The sequence below is a fragment of the Streptomyces sp. NPDC006872 genome (genome assembly GCF_040635845.1).
Taxonomy (GTDB): Bacteria; Actinomycetota; Actinomycetes; order Streptomycetales; family Streptomycetaceae; genus Streptomyces.
On the sequence record NZ_JBEYIL010000003.1, the window covers coordinates 708,159 to 728,779 of the forward strand.

General features: G+C 69.9%; 20 protein-coding genes. 9 read left to right on the top strand and 11 right to left on the bottom strand.

Going from position 1 to position 20,621, the window contains the following annotated elements:
- Nucleotides 1–66: 66 nt before the first annotated feature.
- Complete coding sequence (locus ABZ725_RS12215; RefSeq protein ID WP_358802577.1) at nucleotides 67–993, bottom strand: metallophosphoesterase; 927 nt, start codon at nucleotides 991–993, stop codon at nucleotides 67–69.
- 121 nt (nucleotides 994–1,114) lie between these two features.
- Here ABZ725_RS12215 and ABZ725_RS12220 point away from each other — a divergent pair, with 121 nt between their 5' ends.
- Nucleotides 1,115–1,579, top strand: a complete 465-nt coding sequence (locus ABZ725_RS12220) for a GatB/YqeY domain-containing protein (RefSeq protein WP_351910405.1) — start codon at nucleotides 1,115–1,117, stop codon at nucleotides 1,577–1,579.
- A 130-nt stretch (nucleotides 1,580–1,709) separates the two neighbouring features.
- On the opposite strand, the gene ABZ725_RS12225 is transcribed toward ABZ725_RS12220, so the two are convergent.
- Nucleotides 1,710–3,980, bottom strand: a complete 2,271-nt coding sequence (locus ABZ725_RS12225; protein WP_358802578.1) for a transglycosylase domain-containing protein — start codon at nucleotides 3,978–3,980, stop codon at nucleotides 1,710–1,712.
- Nucleotides 3,981–4,387: 407 nt separating this feature from the next.
- On the opposite strand from ABZ725_RS12225, the gene wblA reads away from it, so the two are divergent.
- Nucleotides 4,388–4,726, top strand: coding sequence for a transcriptional regulator WblA (gene wblA / locus ABZ725_RS12230; protein ID WP_189927108.1), 339 nt, complete (start codon nucleotides 4,388–4,390; stop codon nucleotides 4,724–4,726).
- Nucleotides 4,727–4,780: 54 nt separating this feature from the next.
- On the opposite strand, the gene ABZ725_RS12235 is transcribed toward wblA, so the two are convergent.
- Complete coding sequence (locus ABZ725_RS12235; protein ID WP_358802579.1) at nucleotides 4,781–6,199, bottom strand: ArsA family ATPase; 1,419 nt, start codon at nucleotides 6,197–6,199, stop codon at nucleotides 4,781–4,783.
- Complete coding sequence (locus ABZ725_RS12240; protein WP_358802580.1) at nucleotides 6,196–7,173, bottom strand: ArsA-related P-loop ATPase; 978 nt, start codon at nucleotides 7,171–7,173, stop codon at nucleotides 6,196–6,198. Before ABZ725_RS12240 ends, ABZ725_RS12235 begins: the two co-directional genes overlap by 4 nt.
- A gap of 119 nt (nucleotides 7,174–7,292) precedes the next feature.
- Between ABZ725_RS12240 and ABZ725_RS12245 the strand changes: the two genes are divergently transcribed.
- The 4 genes from ABZ725_RS12245 (at nucleotide 7,293) to ABZ725_RS12260 (ending at nucleotide 9,785) form a co-directional block, all read left to right on the top strand.
- Nucleotides 7,293–7,451 (top strand): DUF4177 domain-containing protein, encoded by a 159-nt coding sequence (locus ABZ725_RS12245; RefSeq protein ID WP_020129281.1) that lies wholly within the window; start codon nucleotides 7,293–7,295, stop codon nucleotides 7,449–7,451.
- Entirely contained in the window at nucleotides 7,448–7,912 is a 465-nt protein-coding gene (locus tag ABZ725_RS12250) for a RidA family protein (protein WP_358802581.1), read from the top strand. Before ABZ725_RS12245 ends, ABZ725_RS12250 begins: the two co-directional genes overlap by 4 nt.
- A gap of 83 nt (nucleotides 7,913–7,995) precedes the next feature.
- On the top strand, nucleotides 7,996–8,910 hold the full coding sequence (locus ABZ725_RS12255; protein WP_358802582.1) for an NUDIX hydrolase: 915 nt from the start codon (nucleotides 7,996–7,998) through the stop codon (nucleotides 8,908–8,910).
- Nucleotides 8,907–9,785 carry an MBL fold metallo-hydrolase gene (locus tag ABZ725_RS12260; protein WP_358802583.1) on the top strand — a complete coding sequence of 293 codons (879 nt, stop codon included), beginning with the start codon at nucleotides 8,907–8,909 and terminating at the stop codon, nucleotides 9,783–9,785. Before ABZ725_RS12255 ends, ABZ725_RS12260 begins: the two co-directional genes overlap by 4 nt.
- A gap of 18 nt (nucleotides 9,786–9,803) precedes the next feature.
- Here the strand turns inward: ABZ725_RS12260 and ABZ725_RS12265 are convergent, their stop codons facing one another.
- A complete protein-coding gene (locus ABZ725_RS12265) occupies nucleotides 9,804–10,631 on the bottom strand; it encodes a nucleotidyltransferase domain-containing protein (protein WP_358802584.1) in 828 nt (275 codons plus the stop codon).
- 20 nt (nucleotides 10,632–10,651) lie between these two features.
- Nucleotides 10,652–11,326 carry a Crp/Fnr family transcriptional regulator gene (locus ABZ725_RS12270; protein ID WP_020129286.1) on the bottom strand — a complete coding sequence of 225 codons (675 nt, stop codon included), beginning with the start codon at nucleotides 11,324–11,326 and terminating at the stop codon, nucleotides 10,652–10,654.
- Nucleotides 11,327–11,655: 329 nt separating this feature from the next.
- Between ABZ725_RS12270 and nth the strand changes: the two genes are divergently transcribed.
- The 3 genes from nth to ABZ725_RS12285 all read left to right on the top strand — a co-directional run bounded on the left by nth (nucleotide 11,656) and on the right by ABZ725_RS12285 (nucleotide 14,666).
- Nucleotides 11,656–12,567, top strand: coding sequence for an endonuclease III (gene nth, locus ABZ725_RS12275; protein ID WP_358802585.1), 912 nt, complete (start codon nucleotides 11,656–11,658; stop codon nucleotides 12,565–12,567).
- A gap of 190 nt (nucleotides 12,568–12,757) precedes the next feature.
- Entirely contained in the window at nucleotides 12,758–13,453 is a 696-nt protein-coding gene (locus ABZ725_RS12280; RefSeq protein WP_358802586.1) for a CoA pyrophosphatase, read from the top strand.
- Between the two features lie 13 nt (nucleotides 13,454–13,466).
- A complete protein-coding gene (locus ABZ725_RS12285; RefSeq protein WP_358802587.1) occupies nucleotides 13,467–14,666 on the top strand; it encodes a MarP family serine protease in 1,200 nt (399 codons plus the stop codon).
- 41 nt (nucleotides 14,667–14,707) lie between these two features.
- Here the strand turns inward: ABZ725_RS12285 and ABZ725_RS12290 are convergent, their stop codons facing one another.
- The 5 genes from ABZ725_RS12290 to acs form a co-directional block, all read right to left on the bottom strand.
- Nucleotides 14,708–14,890: a hypothetical protein gene (locus tag ABZ725_RS12290; protein WP_351910427.1), complete on the bottom strand. Its 183-nt coding sequence runs from the start codon at nucleotides 14,888–14,890 to the stop codon at nucleotides 14,708–14,710.
- 127 nt (nucleotides 14,891–15,017) lie between these two features.
- A complete protein-coding gene (locus ABZ725_RS12295; protein ID WP_351910429.1) occupies nucleotides 15,018–15,968 on the bottom strand; it encodes an alpha/beta hydrolase in 951 nt (316 codons plus the stop codon).
- Nucleotides 15,965–16,453, bottom strand: a complete 489-nt coding sequence (locus tag ABZ725_RS12300) for a phage holin family protein (RefSeq protein WP_351910431.1) — start codon at nucleotides 16,451–16,453, stop codon at nucleotides 15,965–15,967. The genes ABZ725_RS12295 and ABZ725_RS12300 overlap by 4 nt, the downstream gene beginning before the upstream one ends.
- A 115-nt stretch (nucleotides 16,454–16,568) precedes the next feature.
- Nucleotides 16,569–18,041, bottom strand: a complete 1,473-nt coding sequence (gene nhaA, locus ABZ725_RS12305; RefSeq protein WP_358802588.1) for a Na+/H+ antiporter NhaA — start codon at nucleotides 18,039–18,041, stop codon at nucleotides 16,569–16,571.
- Between the two features lie 263 nt (nucleotides 18,042–18,304).
- Complete coding sequence (gene acs / locus ABZ725_RS12310; protein ID WP_358802589.1) at nucleotides 18,305–20,263, bottom strand: acetate--CoA ligase; 1,959 nt, start codon at nucleotides 20,261–20,263, stop codon at nucleotides 18,305–18,307.
- Nucleotides 20,264–20,621: the final 358 nt, after the last annotated feature.

Genomic DNA, 20,621 nt, shown 5'->3' on the forward strand with positions numbered 1-20,621 from the left:
CTCTTCCCGCGCTGCTCTTTCCCCCGCTCCTTACTCCCTTTTCCCTCGCTCCTTACTCCCTGCTCGCTACTCCCGTCCCACCAACGTCAACAACGTCACCTCCGGTGGGCAGGCGAACCGCACCGGGGTGTAGCGGTTCGTGCCGCAGCCTGCTGATACGTGCAGGTAGGACGTACGGCCCTCAGCCGTGTGCGTCGACAGGCCCTTCACGCGGTCCGTGTCCAGGTCGCAGTTGGTGACCAGGGCGCCGTAGAAGGGGATGCAGAGCTGGCCGCCGTGGGTGTGGCCGGCCAGGATCAAGGGGTAGTCGTCGGCCGTGAACGAGTCCAGGACACGCAGGTAGGGCGCGTGCACGACGCCCATCGAGAAGTCGGACGACGTCGACGGGCCGCCGGCCACCTGCGCGTAGCGGTCGCGCTTGATGTGGGGGTCGTCCAGGCCCGTCAGCTCGACGGACACGCCCTCGACCTTCAGCACGCCCCGGGTGTTGGTCAGGTTCAGCCAGCCCGCCGCGTCGAAGCCGTCGCGCAGGTCCTCCCACGGGTTGTGGACCACGTCCACCGCGGGCGCGTTGCCGTTGAGGCCGTGGCGGCCCTGGGCCTTCTCGAAGAGGTAGCGCGCGGGATTGCGCAGCTTCGGGCCGTAGTAGTCGTTCGAGCCGAAGACGTACGCGCCCGGGAACTCCAGCAGCGGGCCGAGGGCGTCCAGGACCTCGGGCACGCCCTCCGGGTCGGACAGGTTGTCGCCGGTGTTGATCACGAAGTCGGGGCGCAGTCCGGCCAGCGAGCGCAGCCAGCGCTGCTTCTTGCGCTGGTCGCCGACCATGTGGATGTCGGAGACCTGCAACACGCGCAGGGGCTGCATCCCGGCGGGGAGGACGGGGACCGTCACCCGCCGCAGCCGGAAGGAGCGGGCCTCGAAACCCGCCGCGTACACCAGACCGGCGGCGCCGGCCGCCGCAAGGGACAGAGGTACTCCGTATCGCGCGCGCATACGCCCATCGTGTCAGACGCCGCCGACATCTCCTCCCGCCACCGCCCCCTCAAGTGCCGTCCCCCTGCCGCCCTTTAAATGAACGGGCGTCCGGCCGCCCACACCTGCGACAATCAAACCCATGACCACGCTCAAGTCGAAGCTGCAGGAAGACCTCAACGCTGCGATCAGGGAGCGCGACGAGCTCCGCTCCTCGACGCTCCGGCTGACGCTCACCGCGATCACCAAGGAGGAGGTCGCGGGCAAGACGAAGCGCGAGCTCTCCGACGACGAGGTCCTCAAGGTGATCACCAAGGAGGCGAAGAAGCGCCGCGAGGCGGCCGATGCCTTCGCGCAGGGTGGTCGCGCCGAGAGCGCCGAGCGCGAGAAGGCCGAGGGCGAGCTCCTCGCCACGTACCTGCCCAAGCAGCTCAGCGACGAAGAGCTGGACGACATCGTCGCCCAGGCCGTCCAGGAGGCGAAGGCGGCCGGCGCCGAGGGGCCGCGGGCGATGGGCGCCGTCATGAAGATCGTGAACCCTAAGGTGGCCGGTCTGGCCGAGGGCGGCCGCGTCGCCGTCGTCGTCAAGAAGCTGCTCGCGGGCTGACCTCGACCCCGGTCCCCGTACGACGGGTGTGACGGGTGTGACGGGTACGACTGACGGCCTCTGCCTCTCCGTGTGAGAGGCAGAGGCCGTCAGTCGTGCTCAGCCGTGTCCGGATCAGAGGCGGCGCTGCTCAGCCGCGTCCGCCGCCGTTGCCGTTTCCGTTGGTCTGGCCCTGGAAGAAGGTGCCACCGTCGTTGCCGCCGGTCGACGACGTGTCGCCCGTCGTCCCGCCGTTGGTGAGCAGGCCGCTGAGGAAGCCGTCGTCGTTGTCCCCGTCGTCGTCCTCGTCGTCGCTGTTGCCGTCGTCGGGGTCCTTGGCGGCGGGCGGGTTCGGGATGTGGACGAGGTTGAAGGACGGGCTGTCCTTGCCCTCCAGCGCGCCGGTCATGGCGTCCCGCCAGATCGGGCCGGGGGTGTCGCCGCCGTAGACCTGGGAGTGGTAGACGCCGCCGATCGTGATGTTGTTCATCTCGACCTTCTGGGTGGCGCTGCCGACCCAGACGGCGCCCGAGAGGTTCGGGGTGTAGCCGACGAACCAGGCGTTCTTGCGGGAGTCCGTCGTACCCGTCTTACCGGCGTTGTCGCGGCCGCCGGACAGACCGGCCTGCCGGCCCGTACCGGAGTCGACGACGCCGCTCAGCAGCGTGTTGATGGTGTCCGCGGTCTTCTCGCTCATGGCACGCGAGCAGGTCGACTTCGGCACCTCCAGCGACTTCTTCGTGCCGCCCACGATCTGGGTGATCGACTCGATGGCGACCGGGGTGCAGTACATGCCCCGGCTGGCGAAGGCCGCGTAGGCGCTGGCCATCGTCAGGGGGGAGAGGCCGGTGGAGCCGAGGGTCATCGACGAGGGCACCTCGGGCACCTTGTCGCCGTTGCCCTGGACGACGCCCAGCTTGTCGGTCATCTTCACCACGGGGCACATGCCGATGTCGGCGAGCATCTGCACGAAGTAGGTGTTGACCGAAAGCTCCATGGCTTTCTTCAGCTGGTACGGGCCCTTCTCGGACGCGCTCTCGTTCTCCAGCGTGTCGTTGCCCTGGTTGGTCCACGGCTTGCTGCTGCACGTCTGGACCGTGGCCGGGTACGACATCTGGTACGGCGCCGGGTAGGACTGGTTCGCCGGGCGGCCCTCCTCCAGCGCGGCCGCGGCCACGAAGGGCTTGAAGGTCGAACCGGTCGGGAAGCCGTAGTTCGAGCCGCCCATGGAGGAGTTGACCGAGTAGTTGTACTCGGTCTCGTTCTTGCCGTAGCCGTACGGCTTCGACTGGCCCATGCCGAGGATCTTGCCGGTGCCGGGCTCGACGAGCGTGGCGGCCGCGGCGACCTTGTCCGACTGGTAGACGTGATCCTTGAGCGAGTCCTGGACGGACTTCTGGGACTGCGGCTCGAGCGTCGTCCGGATCGTCAGACCGCCCTGGTTCCAGACCTTCGCCCGCTCCTCCTTGGTCTTGCCGAAGACCGGGTCGCTGAGGAAGACGCGCTCCACGTACTTGCAGAAGAAGCTGGCGCCCTGGACGGCGGTGATGCAGCCGTTCTTCGGCTGCTTGACCTTCAGGCCCAGCGGGGCCTTCTGCGCCTTGGCGGCCTCGGCCTCGGTGACGTCGCCGACCTCGGCCATGCGCTGCAGCACGGTGTTACGGCGCTTGGTGGCCTCGGCCTCGTCGTTGATGGGGTCGTAGCGGCTGGGTGACTGGACGATGCCGGCCAGCAGCGCGGCCTGGGGGAGGGTGAGGGCCTTGGCATGCGTGGAGAAGTAGCGCTGGGCGGCCGCCTCGACGCCGTAGGCCTGCTCGCCGAAGAACGTGATGTTCAGGTAGTTCTCGAGGATCTTCTTCTTGCCGAGTTCCTCCTCCACCTGGATCGCGTACTTCAGCTCCTTGATCTTGCGGCCGATGGTCTGCTGGGTGGCCTGCTGGACCTTCGTCGGGTCGTCGCCGGCCTCTTCCACGAAGACGTTCTTCACGTACTGCTGGGTGAGCGTCGAGGCGCCCTGGGCGACCCCGCTGCTCTGCACGTTCTTGTTGAGCGCGCGCAGGATGCCCTTCAGGTCGACCGCGCCGTGCTCGTAGAAGCGCGAGTCCTCGATCGCGACGATCGCCTTCTGCATGTACGGCGAGATGTTCTTGAGGTCGACCACCGTGCGGTCACGGGAGTAGACCGTGGCGATCTGGCCGCCCTCGGAGTCGAGGATCGTGGTGCGCTGGCTCAGCGGCGGCGTCTTGAGGTTGGCCGGGAGTTCGTCGAACGACTCCACCGACCCCTTGGCGGCCAGGCCCAGCGCGCCGAAGGCGGGCAGGGCGATACCGGCCAGCACCGCTCCTGCGAGCACACTGACACCGAGGAACTTGGCGGCCTGCTGCGTTGACGACAGACCACCGCCCGAGCGCTTTTTTGGCATGGGGGCAGCCTACGTTCTGATTCGCCGGACACACGTCAATGCCTTGGCCTAAGCTGCTCTCAACTGTCACAGCAGCAGGGCTACGTATCAATACGTCCGGCGACCCCGAATCGTTCCGGTCGTTCCCCAACTTTTTTGGTGGATGCGTGTCCGAATCCGCCTTGTGTGTCACTCGGCGTCCGTTGTGACTCAACTGAACTGTCCCGTTTGACGGGAAAGTCACGTATGTCGCGGGCTCACTCCCCCGGGTGATCTGCCGCTTACGCATAGTCCGTTCGGGCCATTCAAGATTGGGCCCGAAGGGGGTGTTGCGCTGTGCCCACCTTCCGTAACGTCCTCAACTGGCGGCGGTGAATATGCCGCTGCCGCCGTGGGGGAGCCTCGATTCGGGAGAGGACGGCGCCGGTATGGGCTGGGTAACCGACTGGAGTGCGCAGGCTGCCTGCCGCACTACCGATCCGGATGAACTGTTCGTTCAGGGAGCAGCGCAGAACAGGGCCAAGGCGGTGTGCACCGGATGTCCGGTACGCACCGAATGCCTGGCCGACGCGCTCGACAACCGCGTCGAGTTCGGCGTGTGGGGAGGCATGACGGAGCGTGAGCGCCGCGCACTGCTGCGCAGGCGGCCGACGGTGACCTCCTGGCGCCGGCTCCTGGAGACGGCGCGTTCGGAGTACGAGCGTGGGGCGGGCATCCTGCCGCTCGACGACGACCAGATGTACGAGAACTACGCGGCGGTGAGCTGACGTGAGCTCGACCTGAGCCAAGAGGCGTGAGCCGAGGAGACCTCGGCTCCGAGGTCAGGTGTCGGAAGCTTCGGCAACCGCGACGTCGGTAACTTCGGGCAGCTCCGGCCGGTTGGCCGCGAGCCGGTTCCCGATGTCCCGCAGCCCCGTGAGGTCATGCACATCGCCGGGCAGTGCGGCCACTTCGGCCACGGCCACCTCCGGGTGGAGTGCGGTGAAGCGGTCACGTGTGCGCTGCTCGCGAGAGAGCAGGTGCATACGTTCCGCATGCAGCCTCAACAGGCTTGCGGTGAGGTCGTCCACGGTCCGGTCCGCGTCGTCGGGGGCGTCGTGTTCCGGATCGAGTGCCACCGGGGCTGGTGCCTCAGGGGCCGGTGCCTCAGGGTCTGACGCTTTCGGATCTGATCCTTCCGGATCGGGTGCGGGAGGTTCTGAACTGTCGTACGAGTCGGGAGAGTTACGAAGTCCAGCTTTCCCGCCGTCCTGATCCACAATGCCGGGCTCTTCAAGATTTTCCGCAGCGGCGAGCGCCCGCTCGGCGGACAGTTGGGCGGCGCCGCTGCCATGGACGCGGTTGAGCACCAGACCGGCCAGCGGCATGTCCTCGGCGGCCAGCCGCTCCACGAAGTACGCGGCCTCCCGCAGCGCGTCCCGCTCGGGAGCCGCCACCACCAGGAACGCCGTGCCGGGCGCCTGGAGCAGCTTGTACGTGGCGTCCGCGCGCGTGCGAAAGCCGCCGAACATGGAGTCCATCGCCGCCACGAACGTCTGCACGTCCTTCAGCAGTTGACCGCCGAGCAGCTTGCCGAGCGCCCCCGTCATCATCGACATCCCGACGTTCAGGAACTTCATCCCCGCCCGTCCGCCGACCTTCGCCGGCGCGAGCAGGACGCGGATCAGCTTGCCGTCCAGGAACGACCCGAGCCGCTTCGGCGCGTCCAGGAAGTCCAGCGCCGAACGCGACGGCGGGGTGTCGACGACGATCAGATCCCACTCCTCACGCGCGCGTAGCTGCCCGAGCTTCTCCATCGCCATGTACTCCTGCGTGCCCGCGAAGCCCGCCGAGAGCGACTGGTAGAAGGGGTTGCCCAGGATCGCGGCCGCCCGCTCGCCGTCCGCGTGCGCCTCGACGATCTCGTCGAAGGTGCGCTTCATGTCGAGCATCATCGCGTGCAGTTCGCCGGACCCCTCGACGCCCTTCACACGACGCGGGGTGTTGTCCAGCGAGTCGATGCCCATGGACTGCGCGAGCCGGCGGGCCGGGTCGATGGTGAGGACCACCACCTTGCGGCCGCGCTCGGCCGCCCTGAGGCCCAGCGCCGCCGCCGTGGTCGTCTTGCCGACGCCGCCCGAGCCACAGCAGACCACGATGCGGGTCGCCGGGTCGTCGAGCAGCGGATCGAGGTCGAGCACGGGCGCGGGGGAGAGCCGGCGACGGGTGCTTCCCTGGTGGTGAGCCTGGTCCGGACTCATGCGATCCCCTGCTTCCGCAGTTCGGTGGCGAGCTGGTACAGGCCCGCGAGGTCCAGGCCCTCGGCGAGCAACGGAAGTTCGTGCAGCGGCAGGTCCAGCTCGCCCAGGACCGCGCGCTGCTCGTGCTCCAGCGCATACCGCTCGCCGTACTCCTCGGCCTGCCGAAGGAGCGGATCCACCAGCCGCTCGGCGCGCCCGCCGCGCCGAGCCCCGCCGAGCCCGGCCGCGGACAACGACCGGGCGACAGAAGAACGCGTCACGGTTCGTGCGAGTTCCAGCCCGTCCTCGTCCAGCACCTCTGGCCGCACCATGTTGACGATGATCCGCCCCACCGGCAGCTTCGCCGCCCGCAACTCGGAGATGCCGTCGGCGGTCTCCTGGACGGGCATCTCCTCCAGCAGCGTCACCAGGTGCACGGCTGTCTCCGCCGACTTCAGCACCCGCATCACGGCCTGTGCCTGATTGTGTATCGGGCCGATCCTGGCCAGCCCGGCGACCTCGTCGTTGACGTTCAGGAAGCGGGTGACACGGCCCGTGGGCGGGGCGTCCATGACGACGTAGTCGTACACGAACCGCCCGTTCTTGTCCTTGCGCCGTACCGCCTCGCACGCCTTGCCGGTGAGGAGCACATCCCTCAGGCCGGGCGCGACGGTGGTGGCGAAGTCGATGGCGCCGAGCTTCTTCAGGGCCCGGCCGGCGCTTCCCAGCTTGTAGAACATCTGGAGGTAGTCCAGAAGGGCCAGTTCGGGGTCGATGGCCAGCGCGTACACCTCACCGCCCCCCGAGGCGACGGCGATCTTGCGTTCCTCATAGGGCAACGCCTCCGTCTCGAAGAGCTGTGCGATGCCCTGCCGGCCCTCCACCTCGACGAGAAGCGTTCGCTTCCCCGCCGTGGCGAGGGCAAGCGCGAGTGCCGCGGCGACCGTCGTCTTTCCGGTCCCGCCCTTTCCGCTGACGACCTGGAGCCTGCTCACGTCTTCGAGCGTAACCAGTCGGCGCCCGAGGCAATCGAGAGGCTGTGGACAACGGGGGCGGCAATCGGCCACATGGCCTGTGGAACAGGCCCTCGGGCGACAGCGGATACAGTCGGCCCATGACCAAGTGGGAATACGCAACCGTGCCGCTGCTCGTCCACGCCACGAAGCAGATTCTGGACACCTGGGGCGAGGACGGCTGGGAGCTCGTCCAGGTCGTGCCCGGGCCGAACAACCCGGAGCAGCTCGTCGCCTACCTGAAGCGGGCGAAGGCGTGAGTGCGGTCGAGGCGAGGCTCGCCGAGCTGGGACTGACCCTCCCGGCGGTCGTGCCGCCGCTGGCCTCCTACCAGCCCGCCGTGCAGTCCGGCCCGTATGTGTACACGGCCGGCCAGCTGCCCATGGTGGACGGAAAACTGCCGGTCACCGGCAAGGTCGGCGCCGAGGTCACCGCAGACGAGGCCAAGGAGCTGGCCCGCACCTGCGCGCTGAACGCCTTGGCCGCCGTCAAGTCGGTCGCGGGCGATCTGGACCGCATCGCGCGCGTGGTGAAGGTCGTCGGCTTCGTGGCGTCGGCCACGGACTTCACCGGCCAGCCGGGCGTGCTGAACGGCGCGAGCGAGCTGCTGGGCGAGGTCCTCGGCGACAAGGGCGTGCACGCGCGCAGCGCGGTGGGTGTCGCCGTGCTGCCGCTGGACGCGCCCGTGGAGGTCGAGATCCAGGTGGAGCTCCTCCCGTAGGAGTACGGCCGTGGAGCCCCTGGACGCGCTCTGACCTCGGGGACCTCTCGAACATTCGCGCACCAGGGGATAGCCTCGCGCCCATGGCTAATGGGCAGTGGTTTCCCCGGGACTGGCCGGAACGCATCCGCGCGCTGGCGGACGGCACGCTCGTCCCGGTCGCCCCGAAGCGCGCGGCCACCGTCATGCTCCTGAAGGACACCGACAGCGGCCCCGTCGTCCACATGCTGCGCAGACGCGCCTCCATGGCCTTCGCCGGAGGCGCGTACGCGTATCCGGGCGGCGGCGTCGACCCACGCGACGACGACCGTCACGTCCGCTGGGCGGGCCCCACGCGCGCGTGGTGGGCCGAGCGGCTCGGCGTCGACGAGACGGCCGCCCAGGCGATCGTCTGCGCAGCCGTGCGCGAGACCTACGAGGAGGCCGGCGTCCTGCTCGCGGGGCCGACCCCCGACTCGGTCGTCGGCGACACCACGGGCGCCGACTGGGAGGCCGACCGGGCCGCGGTGGCCGCCCGGGACCTGTCCTTCGCCGAGTTCCTCGACCGTCGCGGCCTGGTCCTGCGCTCCGATCTGCTCGGCGCCTGGACGCGCTGGATCACCCCGGAGTTCGAGTCGCGCCGCTACGACACCTGGTTCTTCGTGGCCGCGCTCCCCGAGGGCCAGCGCACCCGAAACGCCTCCACGGAGGCCGACCGCACGGTGTGGATCCGTCCGTCCGACGCGGCCGCCTCGTACGACAAGGGCGAGCTGCTGATGATGCCTCCGACCATCGCGACCCTGCGCGGGCTCGCCCCGTACGCCACGGCCGCGGACGCGCTCGCCGCGACCCCCGGCCTCGACCTGACCCCGGTCCTGGCGGAGGCCCGGCTGGAGGAGGACGAGGTAGTGCTGTCCTGGCCGGGGCACGACGAGTTCACCAAGCACATCCCGATCGGGACCACCGAGCCGGTCGGAACGGTCGAGGCCATCGAGACGACCCCGGGGGGACCCGCATGACCGACGCAGCCGCCCTTCCCGGCCAGCCGCGAGGCGGAGTCCTCTCGGGGCCCGCCACCCCGCGCGCGGTCAACGTCCTCGCGCCGAACGCCTCCGCCATGACCCTGGACGGCACGAACACCTGGATCGTCGCCGAGCCCGACTCCGACCTCGCCGTCGTGATCGACCCGGGCCCGCTGGACGACACTCATCTGCGCGCGGTCGTCGGCGCCGCCGAGCAGGCCGGCAAGCGCGTCGCCCTGACCCTGCTGACGCACGGCCACCCCGACCACGCCGAGGGCGCCGTCCGCTTCGCCGGGCTGACCGGGACGAAGGTGCGGGCCCTGGACCCGGCGCTGCGGCTGGGCGACGAGGGCCTGGGCGCCGGGGACGTGATCACGGTCGGCGGTCTGGAGCTGCGGGTCGTGCCGACGCCCGGCCACACCGCCGACTCGCTCTGCTTCCACCTCCCGGCCGACCGGGCGGTCCTGACCGGCGACACGATTCTCGGCCGCGGCACGACCGTCGTCGCACACCCCGACGGCCGGCTGGGCGACTACCTGGACTCCCTGCGGCGGCTGAGGTCCCTCACGGTCGACGACGGCGTCCACACCGTCCTGCCGGGCCACGGACCGGTCCTGGAGGACGCCCAAGGCGCCGTCGAGTTCTACCTCGCCCACCGCGCCCACCGCCTCGCCCAGGTCGAGACGGCCGTCGAGGACGGCTACCGCACCCCCGCCGAGGTCGTCGCGCACGTGTACGCCGACGTCGACCGCTCCCTGTGGCCGGCGGCGGAACTGTCGGTCAGGGCGCAACTCGAGTACCTGACGGAACACGGGCTCATCCAGGACATGTCCGGCGGTCCAGGTGGGCTCGGCGGGTTCCGTGGGCTCTAGGCGTAGTGATCACGGGCTCTAGGGCTGATCGGGCCTCGGGGCCTTCACACCGTGCACGCGCGTGTACTCCTGCGCGAGCCAGGGGCCGAGGTCGTCCACGTAGGACGTGAGGACGGCGCGGTCGCCCCTGGGCGCGTATCCGAGGACGGCCGCCGCCCGTAGCTGCTCCGCGCGCTGCGGGTAGTACCCGCCGAAGGCCTCCGCCATCTCGTGCAGGTCGCTCGTCCAGCCGTTCCAGCGGGGCATGACGAGCGTGAACGCGGTGCGTACGAGGTGCCGGGACATGAACCGGACGAGAGGCCGCCGGGCCTCCTCGGAGTCGTCCGCCGAGCCGATGCGGTCGCGCCAGCGCGGCAGGACGAGGGCCAGATCGCCGTTGGTCTCGCGCGCGAGGAGCGAATCGGGGCGGTACCGGGGGAGGAACTCGGCGAGGTCCTCGCCGAGCAGTGGTGTGCACAGGCACGCCACGAACCATCCCAGGTCGTGCCGCTCCAGATCGCTCAGCACGCACGCGTGGCCGACGAGCAGCGTCCCGCCGCCGTCGATCTGCGGGAACTCCTTGTCGAGGGCCTCGTCGAGCGCACGGGCGTCGGCCCGGTCGGTGTCGGTCGGCTCTTCGCGCAGCACGGCGAGCAGGTCCAGATCGCTGCGGCCCACGCGCGCGGTGCCGCGCGGAATCGACCCGTAGAGGTAGGCGCTGTGCAGCCGCGTCCCGAAGACGGCCGACAGCCGGTCCCGGGCGGCGGCCACGACGGGACGGTAAGCGTGCGGCACGCGCGCGAGGGAGCCTTCGCGAGCGATGTGCCCTTGGGGATCGAGACCCTTGCTCACACCGACCGACTTCACCTCTTGCGCGACCGCTACCGCTACCGCGACCGCTTGGCCAGCCGCTCCACGTCCAGCAGGATGACCGCGCGTGCCTCCAGGCGGAGCCACCCGCGCTGGGCGAAGTCCGCCAGCGCCTTGTTCACGGTCTCGCGCGACGCGCCGACGAGCTGGGCCAGCTCCTCCTGCGTCAGGTCGTGGACGACGTGGATGCCCTCTTCGGACTGGACGCCGAAGCGGCGCGAGAGGTCCAGCAGGGCGCGGGCCACGCGACCCGGGACGTCCGAGAAGACCAGGTCGGACATGGCGTCGTTGGTCTTGCGCAGGCGGCGGGCGACGGCGCGCAGCAGGGCGGTGGCGACCTCGGGGCGGGCGTTCAGCCAGGGCTGGAGGTCGCCGTGGCCGAGGCCGAGGAGCTTGACCTCGGTGAGGGCGGTGGCCGTCGCGGTACGCGGGCCCGGATCGAAGAGCGACAGCTCTCCGATGAGCTCGCTGGGGCCCACCACGGCCAGCATGTTCTCCCGGCCGTCCGGGGAGGTGCGGTGGAGCTTGACCTTGCCCTCGGTGACGACGTAGAGCCGGTCGCCCGGGTCGCCCTCGTGGAACAGGGAGTCGCCACGGGCCAGGGTCACCTCGCTCATGGAGGCGCGCAGTTCTGCGGCCTGCTCGTCGTCGAGTGCCGCGAAGAGCGGGTTGCGCCGCAGGACGTCGTCCACGAGTTCTCTCCTATTCGACCTGCTCAAGGGATCTTGCTCCCCTGCTTACCAGGGGACCGTGTTCCCCATCTTGCCGGACGGTCCAAACAGTGTGATCTGTCACAAGGATGCCGCACACATGTCCCGAGGTAAGCGGCAGGGGTCCAATTGGGGGCTGATCTTCAGGGTCCGGGGCGGATGTCGGTGCCGGGCTTTAGGCTGGCCGGGTGTCCAAATCGCCGGTGAGAGCACAGGCCGAGGGGGCTGGACGGGTGGTTGTACGTCGCGTTTCCGCTGTGGGCGAACAAGGCTCCGGCGGTGGTAGGAAAACGGCAAAGGTGACGAACGGGATGCCTGCAAAGAAAACGGCCGATACCGATAAGGCCGTCGCTAAGAAGGCTGCCGCCGAGAAGGCGGTCGGCACGAAGGCGGTCAGCGCGAAGTCCGTCGCCAAGAAGGCCGTCGGCGCGAAGGTCGCTGCGAAGAAGCCCGAGTCGCGCACCGCACTGGTCCGCCGTGCTCGCCGGATCAACCGCGAACTCGCCGAGATCTACCCCTACGCGCACCCCGAGCTGGACTTCGAGAACCCCTTCCAGCTGGTCGTCGCCACGGTCCTGTCCGCCCAGACCACCGACCTCCGGGTGAACCAGACGACCCCCGGCCTGTTCGCCAAGTACCCCACCCCCGAGGACCTGGCCGCCGCCGACCCGGAGCAGGTCGAGGAGATCCTCCGCCCCACCGGTTTCTTCCGCGCCAAGACCAAGTCGGTGATAGGGCTCTCCAAGGCCCTGGTGGAGGAGTTCGGCGGTGAGGTCCCCGGTCGGCTGGAGGACCTGGTGAAGCTGCCCGGCGTCGGCCGCAAGACCGCCTTCGTGGTGTTGGGGAACGCGTTCGGCCGGCCCGGGATCACCGTGGACACGCACTTCCAGCGGCTCGTGCGGCGCTGGAAGTGGACGGAAGCGACCGAGCCCGACAAGATCGAGGCCGCCGTCGGCGCGCTCTTCCCCAAGAGCGAGTGGACCATGCTCTCGCACCATGTGATCTTCCACGGCCGCCGCATCTGTCACGCGCGCAAACCGGCCTGCGGCGCCTGCCCCATCGCCCCGCTCTGCCCGGCCTACGGCGAGGGCGAGACGGACCCGGAGAAGGCGAAGAAGCTGCTCAAGTACGAGAAGGGCGGCTTCCCCGGCCAGCGCCTGAACCCGCCCCAGTCCTACCTGGACGCCGGCGGCAGGCCGGCCCCGCCGCTGGGGGCCGGATGACGGAAGGCCGGATGACGGAACGGCTGACGACGGCCCGGGCTGCCGACGGGCGCACGGTTCGGGCGTCGGCGGGATCGGCGGCCGGGGTCTGCGCGGGGCGGTCGGCATGGGGGGCCGCCATGGAGTGGCTCGCGGAACGATCAGGTGGTGTTCGGGCGTTGGAATCGGCAGAACGGGGGGTGGTGTGGCGATGACACGCGCGAGCAATACACAGGGCGGTCCGGTGACGCTCAGCAAAGAAGGTCTGCCCGGCTGGCTGGACCCGGTGGCGCACGCCGTGGACACGGTCCAGCCGCTCCAGCTCAGCCGCTTCCTGCCCCCGGAGAACGGCGCGGGGCGCCAGTCCGCCGTCCTGATCCTGTTCGGCGAGGGCGAGCGCGGCCCCGAGCTGCTGCTCATGGAGCGCGCGAGCTCCCTGCGCTCCCACGCAGGCCAGCCCTCCTTCCCAGGCGGCGCCCTCGACCCGGCGGACGGCGACCCGCACGGTGACGGACCGCTGCGGGCCGCCCTGCGCGAGGCCGAGGAGGAGACCGGGCTCGATCCGTCCGGCGTCCAGCTCTTCGGGGTGCTGCCCAAGCTGTACATCCCGGTCAGCGGCTTCGTCGTCACCCCGGTCCTGGGCTGGTGGCGCGAGCCGAGCCCGGTGGGAGTCGTCGACCCCGGTGAGACGGCCCGCGTGTTCACGGTCCCCGTGGTGGATCTCACGGACCCCTCCAACCGGGCCACGACCGTGCACCCCAGCGGCCATCGCGGACCGGCATTTCTGGTCGAATCGGCCCTCGTGTGGGGTTTCACGGCCGGAGTGATCGACCGCCTGCTGCACTTCGCGGGCTGGGAGCACCCCTGGGACCGTGAGAAGCAGGTCCCGCTCGACTGGCGGTCATGACAGGGTGTCGCTCGTGAATGTGCTGGACATCCTGTTGCTGGTCGCGGCCGTCTGGTTCGCGGTCGTGGGCTACCGCCAGGGCTTCGTCGTCGGCATCCTGTCGGTGATCGGCTTCCTGGGCGGCGGCCTCGTCGCCGTCTACCTGCTGCCCGTGATCTGGGACGCGCTGACCGACAACTCCGAGGTGAGCACCACGGCCGCCGTCGTCGCGGTGATCGTCGTGATCGTCTGCGCCTCGGTCGGCCAGGCTCTGACCACCCACCTCGGCAACAAGCTGCGCCGGTACATCACCTGGTCCCCGGCCCGCGCGCTGGACGCGACGGGCGGCGCGCTGGTCAACGTCGTGGCGATGCTGCTGGTCGCGTGGCTGATCGGGTCCGCCCTGGCCGGCACCACCCTGCCCACGCTGGGCAAGGAGGTCCGTAGCTCCAAGGTGCTGCACGGGGTGTCCGAGGCGCTGCCCGACCAGGCCGACACCTGGTTCGCGGATTTCTCCTCCGTCCTCGCGCAGAACGGCTTCCCGCAGGTCTTCAGCCCGTTCGCCAACGAGCCGATCACCGACGTCCAGCCGCCCGACCCGGCCCTCGCGAACAGCGCGGTGGCCACGCGCGCGCAGCGCTCCATCGTCAAGGTCATGGGGACCGCGGAGAGCTGCGGCAAGGTCCTGGAGGGCACCGGCTTCGTCTTCGGCGAGCGCCGTGTGATGACCAACGCGCACGTCGTGGGCGGCGTCGACGAGCCCACCGTCCAGATAGGCGGCGAGGGCCGCAAGTACGACGCCACGGTGGTCCTGTACGACTGGCGGCGCGACATCGCCGTCCTGGACGTGCCGGATCTCGACGCGCCCGTGCTGCAGTTCACCACCGACGTCGCGGCGAGCGGCGACGACGCGATCGTGGCCGGCTTCCCGGAGAACGGGTCGTACGACGTCCGTGCCGCGCGTGTGCGCGGCCGCATCACGGCCAACGGCCCGGACATCTACCACCGCGGCACCGTGCGCCGTGATGTGTACTCGCTGTACGCGACCGTCCGTCAGGGCAACTCCGGCGGCCCGCTGCTCACCTCCGACGGCAAGGTGTACGGCGTGGTCTTCGCGAAGTCCCTGGACGACTCCAACACCGGCTACGCCCTCACCGCGGACGAGATCCAGCAGGACATCGCCGCCGGGCGGACCGCGGGCCAGCAGGTGGACAGCGACAGCTGCGCCCTGTAGCCGTGAGTCGCCGGAACCGGAGCGGTCAGCTCGTCAGGTCGTCAGCCTCGAGGGTGACGCAGTCGGACCGAGACCCAGCGGGCTCGGCGGCGCAGGATGCGCGGAATGCCCACCCGGAGGTCGGAGCCCGCCAGTTGCGGGTCGCCACCTCGTCGGTGGGGGCTCAGGCCACTGGCCGAGCGGCGGTTGCGTGCTGCGTCACTGTAGTCGTGCGTCCAGCCCATACCCCGACGTCTGCCCCTGCCCCAAGGTCGATAACCGCCCTCGGGGCCGCCAATTGGCCTATGCGGCGGGCATTTGGCTGTTCGTAGTACAGGTGTTCAGGACCGGATACCGGGCGCGATGGCGCGGTCACCGATCGGGTTCGGGATCCTTCAGCCAATTGACCAGTTCGGTGGAGAAAGCGACCGGATCCTCCTCGTGCGGGAAGTGGCCGAGTCCGTCGAACAGACGCCAGCGGTACGGCGCTTCGACGTACTCGCCGGAGCCGGCCGCGCTGCGGGTGCGCATCACCGGATCGAGGGAGCCGTGCAGATGCAGCGTGGGCACCCGCACGGGTCGCTTCATCCGGCGGTAGAACTGGACGCCGTCCGGACGGGCCAACGACCGCACCAGCCACCGGTAGGGCTCGACGGCGCAGTGCGCGGTGGAGGGGATGGACATCGCCCGCCGATACGTCTCCACGGCCTCGTCCTCCGGCGGTCGCGGGCCGGACCACTCCCGGATCAGCCGGCCCACCAGCTCGCCGTCGTCGGCGGTGAGCTGCCGTTCGGGGATCCACGGCCGCTGGAACCCCCAGATGTGGGAGCTCGCGGTCGTCTGCCGGACGTCGGCGAGCATCGCCGAGCGCCAGCGCCGGGGATGCGGCATCGACGAGACGGCGAGCCTGCGGACCAGCTTGGGGCGCATCACGGCCGCCGTCCACGCCAGATAGCCGCCCAGGTCATGGCCGACCAGCGCGGCGTCCGGCTCGCCGAGGGAGCGGATCACGCCGGTGATGTCGAGGGCGAGGTTGGCCGGGTCGTAGCCGCGGGGCGTACGGTCGCTGCCGCCCACGCCCCGCAGGTCCATCGCGACGGCCCGGAAGCCCGCGTCGGCCAGGGCCACCAGTTGGTGCCGCCAGGTCCACCAGAACTGCGGGAAGCCGTGGACGAGCATGACCAGCGGGCCGTCGCCCAGCTCCGCGATGTGGAAACGCGCGCCGTTCGCGGCGACCTCGCGGTGGGTGACCTTGACGCCGCAGACGGCGTCCGGCCGTACGACCGAAGCGGGCTGGGCCGGAGGGATCGCGGGGTCCGTCATGACGACGAGCGTGCCACAGCCTCGATGGCCTCCGGGACCCGGTCCTGTGGGAGCTCGGGCCGCGGGTGCGGCTTGGCCTTCTGCAGGACCCCCGCCGTCTCCTTCACGGACGCCGCGACCTTCTGCGGGCCCTTGCTCTTCTGCGCCTTCTTCGCGAAGAACACGCCGATCAGCACGAGGACGAGCGCGATGAGCACGTTCGCCGCGAACGACAGCAGGAAGCAGATCGCGAGGTTCCAGTCGCTCCAGGTCCGGATGCCGTACGCCAGCGCGAAGTTGAGCATCGGCAGGGAGAACACCAGGACCGCGCCGGCCACCGTGAACGCCCCGCCGCTCAGTGCGCCGCGCTTGACGTCCTGCTTCAGCTGGGCCTTCGCCAGTGCGATCTCGTCGTGCACCAGCGCCGACAATTCGGTCGTCGCCGAGGCGAACAGCTGGCCGATGCTGCGTTCGGCGCCGACCGGGCTGCCGTCGGGTGCGCTCATCGCGTTCTCCCTCTTGTTGCTGCTGCATGTTGCTGCTGCTTGTTGGTGCTGTGTGTTGCTGCTCTGTGGTTCTGGCTGCTGTGCTGCTTGGGTTCTTTTGTACCGTCCCGTCAGATCATGCCGGACGGTCGGCCTCCTCGCCCGCCCCGTCCGCGACTTCGGCCATCCCGTGGCGCGCGTCGGCCTCCTGTCGAGTGCCCTGCCGAGTCTCCGGCTGAGCGATCTCCGCGGCTCGGCGGCGGTGTTCGGCAGCCTTGTTGTCGTAGATGTCCGCCATGCGCAGGTGGTATGCGGGGTCGTCCTGCTCGTAGACGTCGGGGATGCCGTCGAGGTCGTCGTCGCGCTCTTCGGCTTCCCACATTCGGCGGTACCGGGCGTTGCGCAGTTTGAGCAGGACGGTCGCGAGGGTCGCCGCGACGAGCGAGCCCAGCAGGACGGCCGCCTTGACCTCGTCGGTCAGGGTCGCGTCGCCCTCGAAGGCGAGCTCACCGATCAGCAGCGACACGGTGAAGCCGATGCCGGCGAGGGACGCGACGGCGAAGACGTCCGCCCAGGCGAGGTCGTCGCTGAGCGAGGCCCGGGTGAAGCGGACGGTCAGCCAGGTGCCGCCGAAGATGCCGATCGTCTTGCCGACGACGAGACCGAGGACGACGCCCAGGGTCTCCGGCTGGGTGAACACCTCCCCGAGGGTGCCGCCCGAGATCGTCACACCGGCGCTGAACAGGGCGAACAGTGGGACCGCGAGCCCCGCGGACAGGGGGCGCACGAGGTGCTCGATGCGCTCCCCGGGTGAGTGCTCCTCGCCGTCGCGCGTCGTGCAGCGCAACATCAGGCCCATCGCGACGCCGGCGATCGTGGCGTGGACGCCGCTGTTGTACATCAGCGCCCAGACGACGAGCGCGAGCGGCACGTACACGTACCAGCCGCGGACGCCCTTGCGCAGCAGCAGCCAGAAGACGACGAGTCCGAGGACCGCGCCGCCCAGCGCGGCGAAGTCGATGGTGTTCGTGAAGAACACCGCGATGATCAGGATCGCGAACAGGTCGTCGACGACGGCGAGCGTGAGCAGGAAGGCGCGCAGCGCGCTCGGCAGGGAGGTGCCGATGACGGCGAGCACGGCCAGCGCGAAGGCGATGTCGGTGGCCGTGGGCACGGCCCAACCGCCCAGGGAGCCGCCGCCGGTGAGGTTGGTGAGCGTGTAGACGAGCGCCGGTACGGCCATCCCGCAGATCGCGGCCACCACGGGCAGCGCGGCGGCCCTGGGGTCCTTGAGGTCACCGGCGACCAGTTCGCGCTTGAGTTCGATGCCGGCGACGAAGAAGAAGACCGCGAGCAGGCCGTCCGCCGCCCAGTGCGCGACCGACAGGTGCAGTCCGAGGGCGTCGGGACCGAGGTGGAAGTGGCTGACGCTCTCGTAGCTGTCGTGCAGCGCGGGTACGTTCGCCCAGATCAGCGCGGTCACGGCGGCGACGAGCAGCAGCACACCGCCGACGGTCTCGGTGCGCAGCGCCTCCGCGACGAAGTTCCGCTCGGGGAGGGACAGCCGTCCGAAGACCTTGCGGGGGCGGGTGGTGCGGGGCGCGGTCACGGGGTGGACCTCCGGTCGGTGGGCAGGACACAGCACATGCCGACCAGACTTCCCGGCGCACCTTTGTTTAGTTTACCTAAGGTGACAGGGAAGGGCGCGGGGGAAGGTGCGAGGGGAGGAATCCGGCGATGCCAACGATATGCGCGAAAAGGGCACCCGGCGCGCGTGGTGCCATGCGCGCCGGGTGCCCTTGAATCTGCCTTTCGATGGATATGTACCGCTAGGTCCGCCCCGCTGGGCCCGTCCCGCTAGGTCCGTGCTGGTCAGTCCTCGCTGGGTGCGGCCGGGAGCTTCGCCTGGATGAGGGTCATGACGGTGGAGTCGGTCAGGGTGGTGACGTCCCCGAGCTGACGGTTCTCCGCCACGTCCCGCAGCAGGCGGCGCATGATCTTGCCCGAGCGGGTCTTCGGCAGTTCGGCCACCGGCAGGATCCGCTTGGGCTTGGCGATCGGGCCGAGCGTCGCGCTCACGTGGTTGCGCAGGTCGTCGACGAGGTTCTCGTCCTCGGCGTTCGCCGTGCCGCGCAGGATGACGAAGGCGACGATGGCCTGCCCGGTCGTCTCGTCGGCCGCGCCCACGACGGCCGCCTCGGCGACGGACGGGTGGGAGACGAGGGCCGATTCGACCTCCGTGGTGGAGATGTTGTGGCCCGACACGAGCATGACGTCGTCGACGCGGCCGAGCAGCCAGATGTCGCCGTCGTCGTCCTTCTTCGCGCCGTCGCCGGCGAAGTACCGGCCCTCGAAGCGCGACCAGTACGTGTCGAGGAACCGCTGGTCGTCGCCCCAGATGGTGCGCAGCATGGACGGCCACGGCTCGGTCAGGACCAGATAGCCACCGCCGCCGTTCGGCACCTCGTTCGCCTCGTCGTCGACGACGGTCGCGGAGATGCCGGGCAGCGGGGTCTGCGCGGAACCGGGCTTGGTCTGCGTCACGCCCGGCAGCGGCGAGATCATCATCGCGCCGGTCTCGGTCTGCCACCAGGTGTCGACGATCGGGGTCCGGTCGCCGCCGATGTGCTTGCGGTACCAGATCCACGCCTCGGGGTTGATCGGCTCACCGACCGAGCCGAGGACGCGGAGCGAGGACAGGTCGAACTTCGCGGGGATGTCGTCGCCCCACTTCATGAACGTACGGATCGCCGTCGGCGCCGTGTACAGGATCGTCACCCCGTACTTCTGGACGATCTCCCAGAAGCGGCCCTGGTGCGGGGTGTCGGGCGTCCCCTCGTACATGACCTGCGTCGCGCCGTTGGCCAACGGCCCGTAGACGATGTACGAGTGGCCGGTGACCCAGCCGACGTCGGCCGTGCACCAGTAGACGTCGGTCTCCGGCTTGAGGTCGAAGACCGCGTGGTGGGTGTACGCGGCCTGCGTGAGGTAGCCGCCGGAGGTGTGCAGGATGCCCTTGGGCTTACCCGTGGTGCCGGAGGTGTAGAGGATGAACAGCGGGTGCTCGGCCTCGAACGCCTCGGGCGTGTGCTCGGCCGACTGCCGCTCGACGATCTCGTGCCACCACACGTCCCGGCTGTCGTCCCAGGCGACCTCCTGGCCGGTGCGCCGCACGACGAGCACATGCTCGACGTTGCCGGCCTTGGCGATCGCGTCGTCGACGGCCGGCTTCAGCGCGGACGGCTTGCCGCGCCGGTAACCGCCGTCGGAGGTGATGACGACCCGCGCGTCGGCGTCCTGGATGCGGGTGGCCAGCGCGTCCGCCGAGAAGCCGCCGAAGACGACGGAGTGCGCGGCGCCGATCCGGGCGCACGCCAGCATCGCGACCGCCGTCTCGGGGATCATCGGCATATAGACGGCGACCCGGTCGCCCTTCCGAACTCCCAACTCCAGCAGGGCGCCTGCGGCCTTCGACACCTCGTCCTTGAGCTCGGCGTAGGTGATGGCGCGGCTGTCGCCGGGCTCGCCCTCGAAGTGGATGGCGACCCGGTCGCCGTGCCCGGCCTCCACATGCCGGTCCACGCAGTTGTAGGCGACGTTGAGTTCGCCGTCCTTGAACCACTTCGCGAACGGCGGGTTCGACCAGTCCAGCGTCTCGGTCGGCTCCTTGGCCCAGGCCAGTCGGCGGGCCTGCTCGGCCCAGAAGCCGAGCCTGTCAGCCTTGGCCTGTTCGTACGCCTCCGCCGTGACGTTGGCGGAGGCCGCCAGGTCGGCGGGCGGCGCGAACCTGCGCTCTTCCTTGAGCAGGTTGGCCAGGCTCTCGTTGCTCACGACATCTCCCTCTCGAAGGGTGTCCGTGTCCGGTGGTGTGTCCGGTGGTGTCCGTCGGTGTGTCCGTTGTGTCCCAGGCCACAGCTCATCAGACCCAAGGGGCCGGTGACAAGGGCCGACGAAAAATTGGTTTAGACCTGTCGAGCTCCTGTTTCGGCACCGGGAAGGCCTGTGGGGGCCCGGGGGTCATCCGTACCCACGGACCCGGGACGAACGGAGTTCAGCGCATGTAACGCCTTTCACATCTCCGCCCAAGCACAGCTGAAGTGTCACTGCCGAGAGGGGACATGGACGGACCGGACGGACGGGACGGACCGGATGGACCGGACGGAGCGAAAGCACAGGGTGGACCGGATAC

Excerpts from the sequence above, each read along its gene's own strand:
- ABZ725_RS12235 (WP_358802579.1), bottom strand. The coding sequence starts at position 6,199 with ATGAGTCCGGACCAGGCTCACCACCAGGGAAGCACCCGTCGCCGGCTC.
- ABZ725_RS12255 (WP_358802582.1), top strand. The coding sequence starts at position 7,996 with ATGGCTAATGGGCAGTGGTTTCCCCGGGACTGGCCGGAACGCATCCGC.
- ABZ725_RS12220 (WP_351910405.1), top strand. The coding sequence starts at position 1,115 with ATGACCACGCTCAAGTCGAAGCTGCAGGAAGACCTCAACGCTGCGATC.
- nth (WP_358802585.1), top strand. The coding sequence starts at position 11,656 with ATGCCTGCAAAGAAAACGGCCGATACCGATAAGGCCGTCGCTAAGAAG.
- ABZ725_RS12300 (WP_351910431.1), bottom strand. The coding sequence starts at position 16,453 with ATGAGCGCACCCGACGGCAGCCCGGTCGGCGCCGAACGCAGCATCGGC.
- wblA (WP_189927108.1), top strand. The coding sequence starts at position 4,388 with ATGGGCTGGGTAACCGACTGGAGTGCGCAGGCTGCCTGCCGCACTACC.
- ABZ725_RS12280 (WP_358802586.1), top strand. The coding sequence starts at position 12,758 with ATGACACGCGCGAGCAATACACAGGGCGGTCCGGTGACGCTCAGCAAA.
- ABZ725_RS12225 (WP_358802578.1), bottom strand. The coding sequence starts at position 3,980 with ATGCCAAAAAAGCGCTCGGGCGGTGGTCTGTCGTCAACGCAGCAGGCC.
- ABZ725_RS12290 (WP_351910427.1), bottom strand. The coding sequence starts at position 14,890 with ATGGGCTGGACGCACGACTACAGTGACGCAGCACGCAACCGCCGCTCG.
- ABZ725_RS12295 (WP_351910429.1), bottom strand. The coding sequence starts at position 15,968 with ATGACGGACCCCGCGATCCCTCCGGCCCAGCCCGCTTCGGTCGTACGG.
- ABZ725_RS12245 (WP_020129281.1), top strand. The coding sequence starts at position 7,293 with ATGACCAAGTGGGAATACGCAACCGTGCCGCTGCTCGTCCACGCCACG.
- ABZ725_RS12260 (WP_358802583.1), top strand. The coding sequence starts at position 8,907 with ATGACCGACGCAGCCGCCCTTCCCGGCCAGCCGCGAGGCGGAGTCCTC.
- ABZ725_RS12215 (WP_358802577.1), bottom strand. The coding sequence starts at position 993 with ATGCGCGCGCGATACGGAGTACCTCTGTCCCTTGCGGCGGCCGGCGCC.